Raw genomic sequence first — 16,685 nt, 5'->3', positions numbered from 1 at the left:
TATTGTCTTTTACATTATAAGCCTTGAAAACCACCAGCATTAGTCATTTTCTGCTCAATATTATTTCTAGCTACGCTGGTATTTAAAGAATGTTGCTGACGCTGATTACCAAGATGACTTAAAAATATTCCCAATAAAACTATACTTCCGCCAATATATTGAGCCGCAGTAGGCGCTTCTTTTAAAATGAAATAAGCTGCTAATATCCCTGCTATGGGAGTAAACGAGCTTGCTAACGAAATATCAGATGTAGTAGCTCTCTTTAAACCTGTAAACCAGCATATTTGCCCAAATACGACGATAACCGCACTATAAATTAGCATCCACTGCCATAAAAAAGGAGCAAATACATCGATAAAGTGCTGACTACCATATAGATATAAAACAATGCAAAAAAATACTATTGTTGCTAAACTAATACGAAATACACTAAAGATACCTAAAGGTATTTGCTGAAGACTAGTTTTACTAATAATGGTAGATATAGATAAGGCGATTGCTGCTATACCAACCATAATTTCACCTACGCCTACAGTCATAAAAACGCTTGGACTCATCATGTTTTCCCATAATACTTGTAAAAATACGGTTGTGAAAACACCTAGTAGAGAAATTATCGCGCCGAAAATTGTTAGTATATTAACTCTTTCCTTAATTAGCCAAATAGATAGAGCTAATGTTAAAGGTGTCTCAATCCTACCAATTAAAATAACATTCGTAACCATCGTATGATCAAGGGCGATAAAAATAAGGCTTGGTGCTAACGCTCCAGATAAAATTGCCATGAAACTCAAACTTAGCCAATTCTGCCAAGATATCTGTTTCAGGTTAGCAATATTCCATTGTCGGCGATAAATCAGAATCAGCATCACTAAAGCACAAATATTTCCTACGAACAAAACATTACAAAATGAAATGGGATTTCTACCATCAATTAGATTTTGAGCACCTATTTCGGTAAGTTTACGTGTAATGGCATTAGCCGCACCAAATATGAGGATTGCTAACCATAAATAAGTTTTTCCGGGAATTTTTCTGTTTAAGTTGGATGTGGGAGTAATTACAGTCATTATTTTGGCTTAATAATTGTGAAAACGGTTAAGTAAATTTTAATGATTACAATAATTATTTTATAATTTATTGGCTTCACTAATTTTTTTTACATATTTTTACTGATGGCAAGAGTTTTTATAAATACAATTATTCACTGAACGAGAAACAAGCAAATTAAAATAAGATTAAATATTGGCAGCACATGGCAATTTAAATTTTTAACAACGTCTCAGCTTAGATTAATTTGGTCACTGGTACAAAGTTGTAGATTGTACTCAATAGAGAAATTTGCGGAGCGCAACGCTATGAAGTTCAAGTATTTAGCAGTTCTAAGTATCGCTACCCTGTTAACTGTAGGCTGTGCAACAGAGGTTGTTTCCCAGCAGCCAGTACAAGAGACACAACCTGCAACCAGTGTAACTAAAACCATTGCCATGAGAAGCTCGCAAGCAGGAAGCTTTAGAGGCGCAGAACATCCTACTCAGGGAAAAGCCCGTATTATTACTGAAAATGGTAAACGTTACTTAGAGTTTGACCAGAGTTTCAAATCTAATAATGGTCCAGACTTGTTTGTGATTCTACATCGTTCTGATGCACCACCAACATACGGAGTTAAAAAGCAAGATTACATTAGTATCGCTCGCTTACAGAAAACTAGCGGTACTCAGCGCTATGCCCTTCCTAATAACGTGAATTTGGCAAACTTTAAGTCTGTGGCAATCTGGTGTCGTCGGTTTAACGCTACTTTTGGCTATGCTTCTTGGAGTTAGGAGTCGCAAAGACGCTCCGCCGCGTCTGTAATGAATTCAGGTTCTTGACTTAACACAGAAAGAATTTGATGTTTAATTAGGTTGTTGTCTTTAAAACTAGATTTGTATAAGAAGGTATAGTATGGAACTAGCAGATTTTCTTGCTCTTGTCCATCCGGCGATCGCAGTATTTTTCGTCTTTCCCCTGATTGGGATGGTAGTTAACTTTGCTTGGGCTACACGTCAGCGTCGATTGCAAACCAAAGCTGGAGGCAAGAGTAAGATTCCCCCAGTAGTTGGTACAGAACATAAGCAATTGGGTGACTGGCTAACAGGCGCTGTAGTGGGATTAACATTACTTGGGTTAGCTTACCCTATTGGCAAACATATCATTCAAAATCAACTCTGGAGTAAAGATCTTTTCCAATTTCTTTTCATCTTGTTGATGTTTGCTGTCACCATTGCCTCATTAGTATTTCTTTATCGAGCCAAAAAGCGCCACTGGCGGGGCATTTTTGCAACTTTAACTGGTGCAGGTATAGTGATTCTTGGTTACCAAGATGGAGTATTTCGCCGTGATAATGAGTGGTATTGGTCCCATTACTACTTTGGAATTACAGCCGCTTTGCTGATGATCTTTTCCTTGGCAATTGTGCAAGATATATATAAGGATAAGTCAAATCGTTGGCGCATTATCCACACGGTCTTAAACTGTATTGCCTTGTTATTATTTATTGGGCAAGGGATGACAGGGACACGAGATTTACTAGAAATTCCCCTTAGTTGGCAGGAATCCTATGTTTATCAGTGTGATTTTGTGAATAAAACTTGTCCAACACAAAACCCAAAACCACCAAAGTGAATCAAATTAGCAGTATATTCCGGAAAATTGATCTATTTTCCTTACGTGTACGTTTGACTATTGGTGTTGCTGTGGTTTCCGCTTTAGGTTTAGGTAGTCTTGCTATTTTAACCAGTTGGAGAACGCAGCAACTTCTTATTGATAGTCACAAGCAAAGTATAGAACAAATTGCCGCACGATTACCAAGGGATTTAGAAGTATACAGTGAAATGTCATCACCACAAGTAGCACTGCAAAAGACAATTATTAATTTGACAACTAGCGACACGTTACTATGGGTGAAAAATCCCAACCAAAAAATTATTGCCAAATCTACCAATCTCATACCATCTGACTCTACAGTGGCGCAATTACTTGCCCTTACAGAAATGCCAATTAATTCGCAAGTTTACAAAGTGAATCAACGTTACTTTGTTGTGCGTGGTGGTTCTTTACAAGTGCAGGGTAAGGCGTTGGGAAAGCTATTTGTGGTGCAGGATATTACCCGCGATCAAACTATGTTTTTGGCATTAATGCAAAGTTTGAGTGTTGCTAGTATTGTGGTAATTATTCTCATGGCAGTGGCGATCGCATTATATATCCAGCGTTCTCTCCAACCTCTGCGTCAGTTAAGTCAAATGACAGAACTAATTTCGGCTGAAGATTTAGGGGAAGCGCGGCTGTACTTAAGTAATGCACCTAGCGAAGTTAAAGAATTAGCTCAAACTTTAAATATGATGTTAACTCGCCTCTCCCAATCTTGGGAGAAAGAGCGACAGTTTGTCAGCAATGTTTCCCACGAATTACGCACACCACTGACAATCATACAAGGTTATTTACAAAGCGTTTTGCGTCGGCAACAACACTTAACACAAGTGCAGCGAGAAGCATTGGAAACTGCTGCATTAGAAGCAGAACGGACTATTCACATTTTGCAGGATTTGCTGGATTTAGTCCGGGCAGATAGTGGATATTTGCACTTTAATATTGAATCTTGTATGTTGAATGACTTGGTTGCCGAAGTTGCAGAAATGGCAAGGCAGTATAGCGATCGTACTATTACAATTGAATCATCACAACCAATAGAAGTAAAAGCAGATTACAACCGCACCAAACAAATATTACTCAATTTGATTGACAATGCTATTAAATATTCTGACCCCAATACACCGATAATTTTGAAATTAGAACAGCGGGAAGAGCAGGGAATTATTCAAGTTTGTGACAGAGGTTATGGCATACCGTTACAACATCAATCACGAATTTTTGAGCGATTTTACCGTGTAGATGAAGCACGTAACCGTTCTACTGGAGGTAGTGGTTTAGGTTTATCAATTGTGAAAACTTTCGTGGAAGCAATGGGGGGTAGCGTAACAGTACGTTCCCGAATCGGAGAGGGAAGTGTATTTATAGTCACCTTGCCTGCATAGCTGCTTGATTCATCTCCTCAATAGAAACTGGTTTTCGCTTTGATCAATACTTTGGGTTAAGATACGAATTGCTGATACTCTTTTTGGGCGGGTGCATAGTTTTCAAACACTCTCGTGTGGAAAAGTTAAGTCCTATGATTTCAAAAACCCACCTTCCGGATGGTTCGCAAGCTCCTCAATGGCTGCAAAAAATCCAGTACGTAAGGAACTCGATCGCTTATATGGAAGCTGCGGCACAACGCTACGGGGACATTTTTAACGCTCCTGTGATTGGAAACCATGCGGTTGTTTTATTTATTAGTAATCCCCAAGCGCTACAGCGCATTTTTACGAATGACACAAAGCAATTTATTACTCCACCCAACCAACTGATTCAGCCGATAGTTGGGGATTATTCCATTTTTACGTTGTCAGGTTCTCGTCATCGTCGGGAGCGTCGGTTGTTAATGCCGCCGTTTCATGGAGAACATATGCGAACTTATGGACAATTGATTTGTGAATTAGTGGACAAAGCAATGAGTGCACTGTCAATTGGCACTCAGTTTTCTGCCCGTCACGTGGCACAAGAAATTTCTTTAGCAGTCATTTTGAAGGTTGTTTTTGGGATTGAAAAAGAAGAACGGTTCAACCGTCTCAAGCAGCTGATTGTCAAGCTAACAGATTCACTTCAATCTCCTTTTATTGGCGGGTTGCTATTCTACCCGTCTTTACAAAAGGATTGGGGAGCGCGAAGTCCTTGGGGGTACTTGCGACATCTGCAACGACAAATCGGCGAACTCATATACGCTGAAATTCGCGCTCGCCACAACCAGAATCATGTGCTTGGTTCAGACATCTTGAGTTTACTGATGTCAGCCCAGGATGAAACAGGTAAACCGATGACTGATGCTGAATTGCATGATGAATTAATCACACTCCTAATCGCAGGTTATGAAACAACTGCAACTGCGATCGCTTGGGCGCTGTATTGGATTCATCGTCATCCACAGATTGGCGAAAAGCTGCTTGTGGAACTGAATCACATGGGATCACCCGATCCAACAAAGATTGTGCAGTTACCTTATCTCACAGCTGTTTGTAATGAAACTCTACGCCTTTACCCCGTGGCTACTCTCACCGTTCCGAGAGAAGTTAAAGATCCTGTAGAACTCATGGGGTATCAATTAGAACCTGGAACAAGACTGTACGGTTGTATTTATCTAACTCATCAGCGCCCAGACATCTATCCAGAACCTAAATTGTTTAAGCCAGAGCGCTTTTTAGAACGGCAATTCTCCCCTTACGAATTCTTACCCTTCGGTGGTGGTGCGCGTCGTTGTATTGGAGAAGCATTAGCCCTATTTGAGATGAAATTAGTTTTAGCGACAATGCTTTCTCATTATCGATTAGAGATGGCAGATCAATCTCTTGAATATCCTCAACGCCGAGGGGTTATTTTTACTCCGGCTAGAGGAGTACAGATGGTTCTGAAAGAAAAATTAAGAGCATAGCGCGTGATTGAATTGGTCAGTGCGATCGCGTTTGCCTCTTCCTGTTCACCAATGATAGTTTCAACTTCATCCGGATACATGTAGGATAAAGATAAGTTTTAAAAATTGATAAAATGCTAAGAATTAGTGTTGAAGAAGCAGCTCGTAACCTAAAATCCCTCTTGGAGCAAGTAGCCAAGGGAGAACAGGTAATTCTAGTTGAGCAAGAAAAGGCAGTAGCTCGCCTAGTTCCACTACAACAAAAAGAGCAGTGGTTAGCTAGTAGCAAGGAATTCCGAGATTCTCTTCAAGTTAAAGGTGAACCTTTAAGTACAACTGTGATTAATGCACGCCAACAGGAGCGCTATTGATTTATATAGCAAAAGCGTGTAACTTTCAACAACAATGTTTCATTTACCAGAGTTTCTCGCTAAATCGCCTTTAATTTCCCGAAAAGCAGCTTCTTCTAGTTCAAGGCGCTCTTGAATTACACGAGTAAGCCATGACTCAACATTTGTTTCTCGATGTAAGCCAGCAAAAAAAACTGCTTTTGCTGCAAGCTCTCCAGAAATGGAAACAGAAGTCTGCTTTTGATTAACATGTATAGGAGATTCCCATGCTGAGTCATCATCCACCTGTGCTTCTACTATTTCATCAATTGCTTGTTCAGAAAGCATTTGTTGATTAATTTCATTATTTGGATTCATATTTGCCAACCAGTGATAATACGAACTACATTATTCTGTTTAAGCTGAAAAATAATTTTGAGTCGGCGTCCACTGTAAGATTTACCAATTAGTTGATAGCGGTCTGTATAGGATTTATTCCGTCGTATTTCGTAATTAGAAAAGAAACATTCGACAGCTTCATTGTATGTGACACCGTGTGCTGCTAGCTTGTCTTTTTCAAAGTCATATTCAAATTCATAAGGACTGAAATTTTTTCAATCTACCACTATCTTAAATATAGAGTGATGAACAACTGACATATTTTATCATAAGTTAACTTAGTTTATAAAATGTTTTGAGTTAATGGTGACATCCCTACTACTTAGTACCTTACTTTCCTATTCCCTATTATCCAATGCCCCTAAAGCTTTCAACGTGGCTTTCTCGGTTACGCTTAAACCTTTAACACCCGTGATATTCATGCCTGCATATAGTTTGTTGCTTAAGGTTTTGAGACACTCCCCTGTTTTCAAATCCCAAAGCTTAATTGTTTCATCCGAGCTTCCACTAGCTATGATTGTACCATCAGGACTAAAGACTACTGAGCGTACTGAGTAGGTATGCCCGTGTATAGTTTTCAAACACTCTCCTGTGGAGGTATCCCATTGTTTTACAGTTTGGTCGTAACTGCAACTGACTAAGGTTGTACCAGTGGGACTAAAAACTACTGAATGTATTTCACTGGTATGTCCCTGTAAGGTTTTCAAGCACTTTCCCGTGCTGATATCCCATAGCTTTATACTCCTGTCATAACTGCCACTAGCTAGCATTTTCCCATCAGGACTGATTGCTACTGAATGTATTCTACGAGTGTGTCCCTGCAAAGTTGTGAGACACTTTCCTGTATTCATATCCCATAGCTTTATACTCCTGTCATAACTGCCACTAGCAAGAGTTTTCTTATCAGGACTGATTGCGACTGATCCTATCCAGTCAGTATGCTCTTGCAAAGTTTTCAGACATTCTCCTGTGCGGATATCCCAAAGCTTAATGGTTTTGTCACCACTGCCACTGGCTAAGGTTCTATTATCAGAACTAATTGCCACTGAATTTACCCCTCCATTATGTCCTTGCAGGGTTTTCAGACATTCTCCTGTATGGGCATCCCATAACTTTACTGTACGGTCATAACTGCTACTGATTATAGTTGTACCATCAGGACTGATTGCTACTGAGTTTACCCTACTACTATGACCATATAAGGTTTTGAAGCATTTTCCTGTACCTATATCCCATAGCTTCACTGTTTGGTCTTCACTGCTACTAGCTAGGATTGTACCATCACAACTGATCGCTACTGACCGTACTGTACTAATACAACCTTGCAAAATATTCACACACTCTCCCGTAAGAACGTCCCAATGTCTTACTGTTTGGTCATCACCGCCACTGATTAAGGTTGTACCATTAGGACTAAAAGCAACAGACCTTACCCCATCGGTATGTCCCTGAAAAGTTTTCAAGCATTCTCCAGTGTGGATATTCCATAGCTTTATTGTTAGGTCACAACTGCAACTAGCTAAGATTGTACCGTTAGGACTAAAAGCAATAGACCTTACCCAATCGGTGTGTCCTTGCAAGGTCTTGAGGTATTGTCCTGTGTTACTTTCCCATAGCTTCACCGTATGGTCATGACTGCAACTGCCTAAAATTGTACCGTCAGGACTGATTGCCACTGATGCTAGTGTTTTAACATCTCGCTCCTGTAAGGTTTTAACGCATTTTCCTGTACGCATATCCCATAACCGAATGGTTTGGTTTCTACTACTGCAACTGACTAAAATTGTACCGTCAGGACTGATTGCCACCGAATTTACCCCTTTGGTATGTCCCTGCAAGGTTTTGAGGCATTGTCCTGTGTTACTATCCCATAGCTTTACTGTGTAGTCAGTACTACCACTGGCTAAAGTTTTACCATCAGGACTAATTGCTACTGAATTTACTCTACTAGTATGCCCGTGCAAAGTTTTTAGACATTTTCCTGTACGTATATCCCATATCTTTACTGTGTAGTCATAACTAGCGCTCGCTATGGTTTTACCATCAGGACTGAAGACTACTGAACGTACCCAGTCGCTGTGTCCTTGAAGTCTCAAAATTTGTGTATTATCGGCAACTTGCCACAAACTTATCTCACAATTAGCATCACCAGTAGCAAATAGTTTGCCATCTGGACTAAATGCAACTGAAAAAACCGCACCCAATACTTGAGGAAAAACACAATCAGTGAGATTTGCTTCAGCAAAATTGACATCCCGTAAACTGGCATTAGTGAAATTAGCGCTCCTAATTACTGTACAGGAGAGATTTATACCTTCCAGTACTTCCCTATCAGCCTTCACTAGTAGCGTTGCTGCATTGCCCCCAACATAACCTACTTCACGTTCTGTTTTGCCACGTGTTGCTTCCAAAATATTCAGCAGTGGGTAGGAACACGATAATATCTTGCCCCTACATGGGGTTGGTGTAAGCATCGGCAACAACAAATCCATAACTGCCTTCGTCAACGGTGCTTGTCCAAAACTATTGCGAAGTTGTTCTAAAGATTCACTGACAAATCCCTTTAAAGGAGGAATTGGCAAAATATTTTCTGTGTCATCTATCTTACGGCTGAAATATGATGACCAAGTGTAATTTTGAGGAGCAGCACTTGTGTCTAGATAGGATTGTGCTTGCGCCAATTCGGTGAAATCATCAGCTAACACCCCTAACTCAGCCGCAAACTTGTATGCGACAAAGAACTCTAACAAGGAACGATGGGCTGGAGTGTAGTCTCCATCGGCATTGCGGATGAGCATTGTTTGTCCCATCATGTCATAATGCCAGTGGTCTAAGTCCTTTTCCTCTTGGACAAGAGAACCAAACAAGCGACGAATTCTGTCAGGGAAAAGGCGATAATTGATGCTCATCTCATCAGTAGAAAGCATCTCCCAGGAAAGTTCACATAAAAAGTAGAGCTTATCTGCCAAGGAAGTAAAAGTACGTTCGGCTTTGATGTCTCTTTCCATCTTGCGCCGCACCGCATACAGGTATACTCGCGACATATCTACTGGCTTCCCTGCTTCAATATCTGGCAATGCTTCTAAAATTAACTCAGTCATGACTGGACGACGTGCTAAATCCAACAGTTGAGGATTGCTCATCACTTGTTCAACTGTTGTTGCTTCAGCTTGGAAGGACAACACTTGACGGATTTGTTCGTCGTTAAATTTCTCAAGTTCCAACACTTCAAACTGAGGTGTTTCTCCAGTCAAACTTGCTGTAGAGGCTTGTAATTCGGCATTGAGCAAAGCACGTCCTTCTTTCGCTTCTGGAAAATGCTCGGTACGACAAGTAAGGATGACTTTAGCACCAGGAACTACTACTTTCGCCAGTTCCCAAAAGTTGTTAATCATCTGCTGGCGATCGCATTTGGCAGCCATTTCATCAAAGCCATCGAAAATCAGCAGCAGTTTACCCATGCTGTTAAGTTGGTCAAAAACTTCGCTGTTCAAACGGATATTATGTTGAGTAAAAAAGAAACCTGCCAAAACGTTCTCAACATTCAGTGCTTTAGCATAGTCGCGCAGGGTGATTACCAGAGGAAGACGAGGACGTTCAACACCACGTTTTTGGGCATCTCGATAGCGTTGCAGTGCAATCCAAGCATAGTGAAAGGCAAACCAAGTTTTGCCAGTACCAAACTCTCCTAAAATAGATATATGTTCCTTCGCTGGGTCATCTAGCCAAAGGTCGAGATATCCGTCAATCCAGCCGTCGCGTTCATCGTAACGACTGACTCCTATCCGGCGCTGGGTAGTTGAATCAAACTCTTCTTTAGTGCAGGCTAGCGGCACATACTTTTTGTCAATTTCCCGGCGTTTGACTTCAGCTTCTAACCATTCGAGATAACCGCTAAAGTCAGCATCCTGATCTATCAGTTCGTCAAAAGTATAACAGTCAAGGTGGCGATTTTCCTCTTTATCAACTTCATCACGCGCTGCCCGTGAGATGCGCCGTGCTGTTACTAGCCAGCCTTCATCAGTTCTTTGCTTTTCTACCGATTGGCGTAAAGCCATCACATCGCTCAATCCTGCCTCACCTTCAATCCCACGGACAAGAATTCGGTCAAATCGATTACGTCTTACTGGGATGTTGATAATCCATTCAAAATAGTTGTCTTTCCAAACTTCATATTTTTCAAAGCGGTAGTCTAATGTTTCAAACCAACCCCGCATTTGTTGGGCAAGAGCTATTGCCCGACATTTGTTTTCACGTTGTAGAGACGCGAAATTTCGCGTCTCTACATTTGCTGGTAGTGCCAACCGCGCCATCTCTGTTCTCATTCCTTCCAAGGTAGGCAGCCTATTTAATTGTTCTTGAATATTTGCTATCCTTTTGTGTAAAGAGCCGATCTGCTGGTTCATCAACACATCAGCAGGTGTGCGGCTGCGCTTGGCAACCTCTATAAATACAGTAGCAAAAGCTGCGACTTCTCGCCTGATGTCAATTCCTAAGCTTCTAATGTCATCACCCAAAGCGTAAGCAGCAAGAAAAGCATCAACCTCAGAAAGGAGAATTGAAGGATTGTTGTGATCAAGTGCTTTGCGAAAAGCTTGTTTAATTTCTTCGTGTCGGAAAAGTTCTAGGAAGAGCTTGGGTTTACCCACACCGTATTCTACCAAGGCGTAAGCATAAACACCGCTGAAATCAGATGGAGGATGCTCAGGGGCAAGGTTAAATTGCTTTAATAGTTTAATTACAATCTCATTACGCTGTAGCTTTTCTTTAATTATTGGGTTGGCGATGCCAGTAATTGCGCTGATTAAAGAGTCCAGATTAATCGGTATCACAGACGCTTTTATAAATAAAAGGGAAATTTATCTTGCTTATTCTTATATTAGCAAGTGCCAAGGCTATTTCATTCCATACGCGATCGTCATGTAAGTAAGTAGGTAAAATTAAATATAAAATAAACTCTACGTTCGTAGTAAGCGCTTAAGCGCTCAGAGTTTAGCTGATAAGGGCTGAAGCCCTTACTACAAACTTTCATTTATTGCTAAATAATAGCAGACCAAGAATTGTCAAGAGTAGGTAGAAAAGTCCCTGTGGCATTTGTGCCATCCATAGTCCAAGTAGCATTCACACCTGAGACAGTATTGCGCCAGAAGATGTCGCTCTTGCCATCAGCGTTGAAATCGCCAACGCCCCAAGTCCAAGATGTTTCAAGCTCTGCCGATGTGTCAAGCCGTGGCAGAAAAGCTCCAGTCGCATTTGTGCCATCCATAATCCAAGTGGCGTTTACACCCGAGACAGTATTGCGCCAGAAGATATCGCTCTTACCATCGCCGTTGAAATCGACAACGCTCCAAGCCCAAGATGTCTCAAGAGCAGCTGGTGTATCAAGCCGTGGCAGAAAAGTTCCGGTAGCATTTGTGCCATCCATAGTCCAAGAGGCGTTCACACCTGTAACAGTATTGCGCCAGAAAACGTCACTCTTACCATCGCCGTTGAAATCGACAATGGTTGGAACCCAAGCTTTGTCAAGCTGCGGCATCACAGTCTGCTCGGTAATTGTCGTGCCATCCATCAGCCAAATGCCGTTTTCACCCGTGTTCACATTGCGCCACAACACGTCGTCTTTGCCATCGCCGTTGAAATCGCCAATGCTAGCTGTCCAAGAGGAGTCAAGCTTGCGCAAATTATTCTCTTGTGCAACTCTTGTGCCATCCATCAGCCAAATGGGTGAAATCGGCACTATGTTATTGCGCCAGAAAACGTCGGTTTTGCCATCACCGTTAAAATCGCCATAGCCGACATCTTTAGATGAGTTCAATGTAAACTTAGAATCTTGAGTGGCAATTGTTGGACCATTCATTAGCCAAATGGATGTTCTGGGTGATTCGTCATACCACAAAATGTCAGTTTTGCGATCGCCGTTGAAATCACCAAAAATTAAATTCCCAGATAAGTCATACTGCTGCACAGAATTGCGCGCAGTAACTGTCGTGCCATCCATCTGCCAAATCGTGTTCTCACCTGTGTTTTTATTGCGCCACAAGATGTCAGTTTTGCCATCACCGTTAAAATCTGTGTAAGTCACCATAATTAATCGTATAAATAATCACAAAAAACTAGAAATTGGGCATTGACACAAAGACGGTCATATGCAGTTTGGCGTTTGATGCTTTCCCTCACCAAAAATAACTGCCAGTACCTCAACAAAAACCCGGTACTTGAGTGGACAAAATACTTTGGTAAAAATAAGTACTGACTATGAAGATAAATTTATGACTTATCAACCACGAGGACAATGCACAATTTTTTGCAGAAATTGAATATTTTTTCTGATTGATAAAAGTAGAGACGTTCCGATAGAACTTCTGTACAAGCGTTCCGATAGAACTTCTGTACAAGCATTGCAATGGAACGTCTGTACAAGAGTCAGGCGGTTTTTCTATTTTGAACCGGATCGTAATGAGCTATAACTTATACAGAAAAACAAATACAGCAACAAACCTGACATAAAACTATGAATTCAGCTAAATATCGCGTGTTTGTCTGCACAAAGCAACGAGATCCCAACGCTCCAGAAGGTTGCTGCCATAACCGTGGCGCGGAAGAAATCTATCAAGCTCTCCAAGAGGAGATTAAACAGCAACAGCTAGAAAATCAGGTGGAAATTCGTCGTTCCGGTTGTTTAGATCATTGTGAAGCCGGAGTTGTAGCTTTGGTAAGCCAACCCAAACCTCATGAGGTGTCGTGGTTGCCAACCAAAGTTCAGAAAAAGTTAGTTTCTAATAAATTAACCACCCCCCATCTCTACTTGCCCTCCACAGCAAAATTAGGTAAAAATATAAGTTAAGATGCTGTAATTTCTCTTAACAATGGCACAAGCGCAGCTTTCTCCAATTTCTCTTCCCCAAACACCTACTTACCAACTGGAATATGACTTAGTGATAGTTGGTGGTGGGATTATTGGCTTAACTTTAGCCAGTGCGTTGAAAGATTCCGATTTGAAGGTGCTGCTGATTGAGGCAAAAGTAGAATCAGCAGCAGTAGCTAAGGGACAAGCTTATGCAGTGCATATGCTTTCGGCGTTGATTTACCAAGGAATCGGTATTTGGGACAAAATATTGCCGCACATCGCTACATATCGCCGTGTTCGCCTTTCTGATGCTGATTATCCTAATGTAGTAGAATTTGATACATCTGATTTGAGTACACAAGATTTGGGTTATGTAGCAGAACATCAAGCACTGTTACAGCCTTTGCAGGAGTTTGTGAAAGAATGTCCTAATGTTACTTATCTATGTCCGGCTGAAGTAGTAAATGTACAGTACCAGCAGGATGAGGTAACGGTAGATATTAAAGTAGCTCAGGAAACACGGACGATCAAGAGTACTTTATTGGTAGCTGCAGATGGAGCTAGATCACGTATTCGTCAAGCGGCTGGAATTAAAACTCATGGATGGAAATATTGGCAATCTTGTATTGTAGCATTTGTTAAACCAGAAAAATCACATAACGACACTGCATACGAAAGATTTTGGTCTAGCGGTCCGTTTGCAATTTTACCTTTACCTGGAAACCGTTGCCGAATTGTGTGGACTGCTCCTCATGAGGAAGCAAAAGCTCTGTGTGCCTTGGATGATGAGCAATTTATGTCCGAATTACAAGCGCGTTATGGGAATCAGATGGGTAAGTTGGAATTACTGGGCGATCGCTTTATCTTTTCAGTACAACTGATGCAGAGCGATCGCTATACCCTCCATCGACTAGCTTTAGTTGGTGATGCAGCGCACAACTGCCATCCAGTAGGCGGGCAAGGTTTGAATCTGGGGATTCGGGATGTAGCTGCTCTAGCGCAGGTAATACAAGAAGCCCACTCTAAAGGCGAAGATATTGGCAATATTCGCATTCTCAAACGCTATGAACGCTGGCGTCAAATAGAGAACTTGACAATTTTAGGTTTTACTGATATTTTAGATAGAATGTTTTCTAACAAATTGTTACCATTAGTCATCATTCGTCGCATCGGTTTATGGATTTTGGCAAGAGTCCCCGTATTCAAAATACTGGCTCTGAAACTGATGATTGGTCTTTTAGGAAGAACTCCCAAGCTAGCCCAGCGTTAAGTAGGGGAGCAAAGTTATATAGGAAAATCAAAACAGAAAAATGAGTTAATAGCCAAGAGTAGTGCTAAAGTGGCAAGAAACTCATGTGATTTCAGCGGATATCCATGCTGAAGAACCTACAAAAAAAGTACACTTTTCTTATCGCGGGTGCAGGACTATGTGCCTTTCTAGCTGGGGCAATGTTTTCAGCACCTCAGATTGGAAAATCCATAGGGCAATTGTTCAAACAAGGTAACAATGAGCCTGAGCAGGTGACAGAGACGAGTAAAGCTAAATCAGTTGTGCTCCCCCTAGTGCTACAGTCAAAGCAAGAACGGGCGGCAAAACTGGCAGCGTTAGCCAAAGATTCTCAACCGCAGGATGAAAAACGCGCTCGTTATCTATTGGGGAGTGACTTAATTGATCAAAAACAAGGAAAAAATGCACTATCGCTACTACAGGGATTGGATCAAGAATATTCACTATTAGCACCCTACGTTTTGTTGAAACAAGCGCAGGCACAGGATATCCTGGGAGAAGAAGGTAAAGCTTCTGATTTGCGGCAAAAAGTGATCAAAACTTATCCTAAAGAACCAGCAATAGCTAAATCCCTCTATTTGATTGGTACACCAGAATATCAGGATAAAGCAATAGCCGAATTTCCATCCCATCCCCTCACTTGGGAAATTATCCGCAAGCGACTGCAAGAAAACTCCAATCAGCCACAATTGCAGTTAATATTGGCAAAACATGCCTACGATCAACCAGGAATAGTTCCAGTATTGGATCAACTAGTAAACAGCCCAACCTTGAAACCTGCAGAATGGGAAATTATTGGTACAGCTTACTGGGAAAACAATGAATTTGGCAAAGCGTCCGAAGCTTACAGTAAAGCACCTAAAACAGCACGTAACCTCTATCGTGTTGCTAGGGGGTTTCAGATAGGTGGTAAACAATCAGAGGCGAGCGCCATATATAAACAACTTGTTAGTGAATTCCCAGAAGCAACAGAGACGGGTACTGGCTTATTACGTCTTGCAGAAATGGTAAAAATACGTAAAGACGCCTTACCATATCTTAACCAAGTAATTAACAAATTTCCCAACAAAGCACCTCAAGCACTGCTAGAAAAAGTCAAAATTCTTCAGACTCAAGATAAAAAGTTAGCAAACGAAGCACAGCAATTGCTGCTGACAAAGTACGGAAATTCTTTAGAAGCAGCAGAGTATCGCTGGAAAATTGCCCTAGACAAAGCTAAAGCTAAAGATTACAGAGGGGCATGGCAATGGGCGCAACCAATTGCGACAAATGTCCCCAATAGTATTTTGGCTCCCAGAGCAGGTTTTTGGGTGGGTAAATGGGCAAATAAACTAGGGAAAAAGGAAGAAGCGAAAAAGGCTTATGAGTATGTACTCAGCCAATATCCTTACTCCTATTATGCATGGCGCTCAGCAGCAGTTCTAGGACTGAATGTTGGTAACTTTAATAGTGTGCGCCAAATGAACCCCCAAGTAGTTCCGCTCCAGCGTCCATTACCACCAGCTGGTTCTAACACTTTTAAAGAATTGTATCTGCTCGGTCAAGATCGTGATGCTTGGTTGCAATGGCAAACTGAATTTCAGAACAAAATGCAGCCAACAGTAGCAGAACAATTTACCGAAGGTTTAATGCGGCTGGTGAAGGGAGAAAACTTAAACGGGATTGACAAAATTTCTAAATTGGAAGACAGGGAAACACCAGAGGAACAAGCTCAGTACAATGCGTTAAGCAAGCAGTTAATTTACTGGCAAGCTCGCTATCCCTTTCCTTATCTGGAGGAAATTAAAAAATGGTCCGGTGAGCGTCAGCTTAATCCCTTACTAGTTACTGCTTTAATTCGTCAAGAATCTAGATTTGAGTCCAAAGTTAAATCTATTGCCGGTGCTACTGGATTGATGCAAGTAATGCCAGACACAGCCAAATGGATTGCACCACAAATCAAGTTAGATCCCAAAAAAATTAACTTAGAAAACCCCAACGATAACATCAAGTTGGGTACTTGGTATTTGGATCATACCCATGAGCAATATGGGAATAACTCACTGCTGGCGATCGCCAGTTATAATGCAGGTCCTGGTAATGTTTCCAAGTGGCTGCAAACTCTACCTAAAGATGATCCAGATGAGTTTGTGGAAGCAATTCCTTTTGACGAAACTAAAAATTACGTGCGACAAGTATTTGGCAACTACTGGAATTATCTCAGGCTTTACAATCCGGAAATTTCCCAGTTAGTATCACAATACTCAGCAGCACACCCTCAATTACCAGCGCAGTAGAAGT

At 41.3% G+C, this 16,685-nt stretch carries 12 protein-coding genes; 8 read left to right on the top strand and 4 right to left on the bottom strand.

Annotation, left to right across the window (positions count from 1 at the left end):
• Nucleotides 1-14 precede the first annotated feature (14 nt).
• Nucleotides 15-1,070 (bottom strand): DMT family transporter, encoded by a 1,056-nt coding sequence (locus ICL16_RS16440; RefSeq protein WP_190829632.1) that lies wholly within the window; start codon nt 1,068-1,070, stop codon nt 15-17.
• 288 nt (nt 1,071-1,358) lie between these two features.
• Here ICL16_RS16440 and ICL16_RS16435 point away from each other — a divergent pair, with 288 nt between their 5' ends.
• From ICL16_RS16435 to ICL16_RS16415, 5 genes are all read left to right on the top strand, one after another.
• Nucleotides 1,359-1,823: a DM13 domain-containing protein gene (locus ICL16_RS16435; protein WP_190829630.1), complete on the top strand. Its 465-nt coding sequence runs from the start codon at nt 1,359-1,361 to the stop codon at nt 1,821-1,823.
• 121 nt (nt 1,824-1,944) lie between these two features.
• On the top strand, nt 1,945-2,664 hold the full coding sequence (locus tag ICL16_RS16430) for a DUF4079 domain-containing protein (RefSeq protein WP_190829628.1): 720 nt from the start codon (nt 1,945-1,947) through the stop codon (nt 2,662-2,664).
• Entirely contained in the window at nt 2,661-4,073 is a 1,413-nt protein-coding gene (locus ICL16_RS16425; protein ID WP_190829803.1) for an ATP-binding protein, read from the top strand. The genes ICL16_RS16430 and ICL16_RS16425 overlap by 4 nt, the downstream gene beginning before the upstream one ends.
• Nucleotides 4,074-4,207: 134 nt before the next feature.
• Nucleotides 4,208-5,563 carry a cytochrome P450 gene (locus tag ICL16_RS16420; RefSeq protein WP_190829626.1) on the top strand — a complete coding sequence of 452 codons (1,356 nt, stop codon included), beginning with the start codon at nt 4,208-4,210 and terminating at the stop codon, nt 5,561-5,563.
• Between the two features lie 113 nt (nt 5,564-5,676).
• Nucleotides 5,677-5,913 (top strand): type II toxin-antitoxin system Phd/YefM family antitoxin, encoded by a 237-nt coding sequence (locus tag ICL16_RS16415; protein WP_190829624.1) that lies wholly within the window; start codon nt 5,677-5,679, stop codon nt 5,911-5,913.
• Between the two features lie 39 nt (nt 5,914-5,952).
• Here ICL16_RS16415 and ICL16_RS16410 read toward each other — a convergent pair whose 3' ends face one another.
• The 3 genes from ICL16_RS16410 to ICL16_RS16395 all read right to left on the bottom strand — a co-directional run bounded on the left by ICL16_RS16410 (nt 5,953) and on the right by ICL16_RS16395 (nt 12,355).
• Nucleotides 5,953-6,249 (bottom strand): hypothetical protein, encoded by a 297-nt coding sequence (locus ICL16_RS16410; RefSeq protein WP_190829622.1) that lies wholly within the window; start codon nt 6,247-6,249, stop codon nt 5,953-5,955.
• Between the two features lie 359 nt (nt 6,250-6,608).
• Complete coding sequence (locus ICL16_RS16400) at nt 6,609-11,102, bottom strand: NACHT domain-containing protein (protein ID WP_190829620.1); 4,494 nt, start codon at nt 11,100-11,102, stop codon at nt 6,609-6,611.
• 206 nt (nt 11,103-11,308) lie between these two features.
• The gene (locus ICL16_RS16395) at nt 11,309-12,355 is read right to left on the bottom strand and encodes an FG-GAP repeat domain-containing protein (protein ID WP_190829618.1); all 1,047 of its coding nucleotides are present in this window, start codon (nt 12,353-12,355) and stop codon (nt 11,309-11,311) included.
• Between the two features lie 426 nt (nt 12,356-12,781).
• Between ICL16_RS16395 and ICL16_RS16390 the strand changes: the two genes are divergently transcribed.
• The 3 genes from ICL16_RS16390 (at nt 12,782) to ICL16_RS16380 (ending at nt 16,681) form a co-directional block, all read left to right on the top strand.
• Nucleotides 12,782-13,114 carry a (2Fe-2S) ferredoxin domain-containing protein gene (locus ICL16_RS16390; protein ID WP_190829616.1) on the top strand — a complete coding sequence of 111 codons (333 nt, stop codon included), beginning with the start codon at nt 12,782-12,784 and terminating at the stop codon, nt 13,112-13,114.
• A 22-nt stretch (nt 13,115-13,136) separates the two neighbouring features.
• Nucleotides 13,137-14,387 carry an FAD-dependent hydroxylase gene (locus ICL16_RS16385; RefSeq protein ID WP_190829614.1) on the top strand — a complete coding sequence of 417 codons (1,251 nt, stop codon included), beginning with the start codon at nt 13,137-13,139 and terminating at the stop codon, nt 14,385-14,387.
• A 104-nt stretch (nt 14,388-14,491) separates the two neighbouring features.
• Nucleotides 14,492-16,681, top strand: a complete 2,190-nt coding sequence (locus ICL16_RS16380; RefSeq protein WP_190829612.1) for a lytic transglycosylase domain-containing protein — start codon at nt 14,492-14,494, stop codon at nt 16,679-16,681.
• Nucleotides 16,682-16,685 lie beyond the last annotated feature (4 nt).

The organism is Iningainema tapete BLCC-T55 (assembly GCF_014698965.1).
Taxonomy (GTDB): domain Bacteria; phylum Cyanobacteriota; class Cyanobacteriia; order Cyanobacteriales; family Nostocaceae; genus Iningainema; species Iningainema tapete.
Note: the sequence above shows the minus strand (reverse complement) of the source record. Positions and strands in the feature narration are given on the sequence as shown.

Coding starts and splice junctions, on each gene's coding strand:
- ICL16_RS16395 (WP_190829618.1), bottom strand. CDS start 12,355: ATGGTGACTTACACAGATTTTAACGGTGATGGCAAAACTGACATCTTG.
- ICL16_RS16415 (WP_190829624.1), top strand. CDS start 5,677: ATGCTAAGAATTAGTGTTGAAGAAGCAGCTCGTAACCTAAAATCCCTC.
- ICL16_RS16420 (WP_190829626.1), top strand. CDS start 4,208: ATGATTTCAAAAACCCACCTTCCGGATGGTTCGCAAGCTCCTCAATGG.
- ICL16_RS16410 (WP_190829622.1), bottom strand. CDS start 6,249: ATGAATCCAAATAATGAAATTAATCAACAAATGCTTTCTGAACAAGCA.
- ICL16_RS16385 (WP_190829614.1), top strand. CDS start 13,137: ATGGCACAAGCGCAGCTTTCTCCAATTTCTCTTCCCCAAACACCTACT.
- ICL16_RS16430 (WP_190829628.1), top strand. CDS start 1,945: ATGGAACTAGCAGATTTTCTTGCTCTTGTCCATCCGGCGATCGCAGTA.
- ICL16_RS16440 (WP_190829632.1), bottom strand. CDS start 1,070: ATGACTGTAATTACTCCCACATCCAACTTAAACAGAAAAATTCCCGGA.
- ICL16_RS16435 (WP_190829630.1), top strand. CDS start 1,359: ATGAAGTTCAAGTATTTAGCAGTTCTAAGTATCGCTACCCTGTTAACT.
- ICL16_RS16380 (WP_190829612.1), top strand. CDS start 14,492: ATGCTGAAGAACCTACAAAAAAAGTACACTTTTCTTATCGCGGGTGCA.
- ICL16_RS16390 (WP_190829616.1), top strand. CDS start 12,782: ATGAATTCAGCTAAATATCGCGTGTTTGTCTGCACAAAGCAACGAGAT.